The organism is Actinoplanes sp. NPDC048791 (genome assembly GCF_040650095.1).
Taxonomy (GTDB): domain Bacteria; phylum Actinomycetota; class Actinomycetes; order Mycobacteriales; family Micromonosporaceae; genus Actinoplanes.
In genome coordinates this window covers 1-2,611 of the sequence record NZ_JBEZGQ010001106.1, presented here as the reverse complement: position 1 = coordinate 2,611, position 2,611 = coordinate 1, and the positions used below count along the sequence as shown (strand labels likewise).

1 protein-coding gene and 3 pseudogenes are annotated in these 2,611 nt (G+C 73.6%); all 4 read left to right on the top strand.

The annotated features are described in order from the left end of the window. Positions 1-186: pseudogene (locus AB0C29_RS42855) on the top strand (efflux transporter periplasmic adaptor subunit); the annotation flags it as partial. Positions 187-191: 5 nt separating this feature from the next. Then, positions 192-854, top strand: a pseudogene (locus AB0C29_RS42850) (ABC transporter ATP-binding protein); the annotation flags it as partial. Between the two features lie 32 nt (positions 855-886). Further along, positions 887-2,071 (top strand): ABC transporter permease, encoded by a 1,185-nt coding sequence (locus tag AB0C29_RS42845; protein WP_360833322.1) that lies wholly within the window; start codon positions 887-889, stop codon positions 2,069-2,071. After that, positions 2,068-2,611: pseudogene (locus AB0C29_RS42840) on the top strand (EamA family transporter); the annotation flags it as partial. The gene AB0C29_RS42845 and the pseudogene AB0C29_RS42840, both read left to right, overlap by 4 nt.

Genomic DNA, 2,611 nt, shown 5'->3' with positions numbered 1-2,611 from the left:
GCCGTGGTGTCCGCCGACGGCCGCGACACCATCAGGACCGTCCGCGGTGGCAAGGCTGAGCGGGTGCCGGTCACGCTCGGGGTCCAGGGCGAGGACGTCGTGCAGGTGGTCTCCGGCATCGGCGCCGGCCAGCAGATCATCGTGGGCGGTGCCGACCAGGTCAGTCCCGGGCAGACCGTGCCGTGAGCGACATCCCGGCCATCGTGGCCACGGACGTCTCGCGCACGTACGAGCTGGACGGCGTCTCCGTCGCCGCCCTGCGCGGCGTCTCCCTGACCGTGCACGACGGCGACTACCTGGCCATCGTCGGCACCTCCGGCTCCGGCAAGTCCACCCTCATGCACCTGCTCGGCGGGCTCGACCGGCCCACCGGCGGCACCCTGCTCATCGGCGGCCGCGACGTCGCCACGCTGTCGCCGCCCGAGATGGCCCGGCTGCGCAACGAGACCATCGGCTTCGTCTTCCAGTCGTTCCACCTGCTCACCCGCACCACGGCCCGGGACAACGTGGCCCTGCCGCTGGTCTACCGCGGCATCGGCCGCCGGGAACGCCGGGCCCGGGCCGGCGAGATGCTGGAACGCGTCGGCCTGGCCCACCGGATGGACCACCGGCCCAACCAGATGTCCGGCGGCGAGCAGCAGCGGGTGGCCATCGCCCGCGCGCTGGTCACCGGCCCGTCGGTGCTGCTGGCCGACGAACCCACCGGCAATCTCGACACGACCACTGGCCAATCGGTGCTGGCCCTGCTCGAGTCGCTCAACGCCGACGGCGTGGCCGTCGTCCTGGTCACCCACGACCGCGAGGTCGCCGAGCGCGCCCACCGGCAGATCGTGATGCGCGACGGGCTGATCGTCGAGCCCGCCCCGGCCGCCGGGGACGGCCCCGCGTGAGAGTGGCCGAGGCCTGGCGGGTCGCCCTCGACGCGCTGCGCGCCAACCGGCTGCGCAGCGTGCTCACCATGCTCGGCGTGGTCATCGGCGTGGCCGCGGTGGTCGCGCTCGTGGCCATCGGCACGGGCACCAAGCAGCAGATCGAGCAGCAGGTCGAGGGCCTCGGCTCCAACCTGCTCATCGTCGTGCCGGGCCGGCTCGAGGCCGGCTCCGCGCCGTCGGTGTCGACGCTGTCGCTCGACGACGTCGACGCCGTCTCCCGGGTCGTCGGCGACCGCAACCGGGTCGCGGTGACGGTGGCCTCCGGCGAGACCGTACGCGCGGGCAGCCGCAGCTCGTTCGCCAGCATGCAGGGCGTCCTCGAGACCACCCCGAGCGTCTTCGTCCGGCGCCTCGACCGGGGCACCTACCTCACCCGCTCGGACGTCAACACCGCCCGCCGCGTCGCGGTCCTGGGCGCCGGCGTGGCCGGCCAGCTCTTCGGCGACCGGGATCCGATCGGCCGGCAGATCACCATCGGCGGTGTCCGGTTCCGGGTGATCGGCACCTTCGAGGCGCTCGGCCAGAGCCTCGGCGTGGACCGCGACAGTGAGGTGCACATCCCCGTCACGGCGGCCCAGCGGCTGCTCGGCACCGACCGCATCGACGCCCTGGCGATCCGCGCACCCGACCGGGAACGCATCGACACCCTCGGCACCGACATCGTCGCGGCCCTCAGCAAGCGCCACCCGGAGAGCGACTTCAGCGCGGTCACCCAGGAGCAGATCCTCGGCGTGCTGGGCGACATCCTGGGCGTGCTGACCGGCGTCCTGGCCGCCATCGCCGGGATCAGCCTGCTGGTCGGCGGCGTCGGCGTCTCCAACATCATGCTGGTGTCGGTGCGGGAACGCACCAGGGAGATCGGCCTGCGCAAGGCGGTCGGCGCCCGGCCCCGCGACATCGGCGTGCAGTTCCTGCTCGAAGCTGTCCTGCTCACCACGATCGGAGGCGTCATCGGTATGGCGCTGGGCATCTCCGCCGCGCTGCTCGTCGACCGGCTGTCCCCGGTGCCGGCCGCCGTCACCTGGTGGTCACTGGCCCTGGCGTTCGGGGTGTCGGCGCTGGTCGGCATCGTCTTCGGCGTCGTGCCCGCGCAACGCGCCGGCCGCCTCGATCCCGTCGTCGCGCTGCGGACCGAATGACCACGACCGTCCGCGAGCGCCGCACCGTGCCGGCTCCACTGCTCGTCCTCACCGCCATCGCGTCCGTCCAGGTCGGCAGCGCCGTCGCCCGCACGCTGTTCGACGACCTCGGCGCGGCCAGCGTCACGCTGCTGCGCCTGTTGATCGCGGCCGTCATCCTCGGCGTCGCGTTCCGCCCCCGGATCGGTGGCTGGTCCGCCGCGGCGTGGCGGGCCGCCGTGCTGCTCGGCGTGGCCATGGCCGGCATGAATCTGCTCTTCTACCTGGCCCTGCGCACGGTTCCGCTCGGTGTCGGCGTGACGGTCGAGTTCCTCGGCCCGCTGCTGCTCACGCTGGTGCAGACCCGGCGGCTGGTCGACCTGCTGTGGGCCTTGCTGGCCGCCGGGGGAGTCGCCCTGCTCGGTCTCGGGTCCGGGTTCACGGCGCCGCTGGGCGGACTGCTGCTGGCGTTCGCGGCCGGGCTCTGCTGGGCCGGTTACATCCTGGACAGCGCGGATCTGGGCACGCTGGTCCCGGGCACGGGCGGGCTGGCGGTGGCGC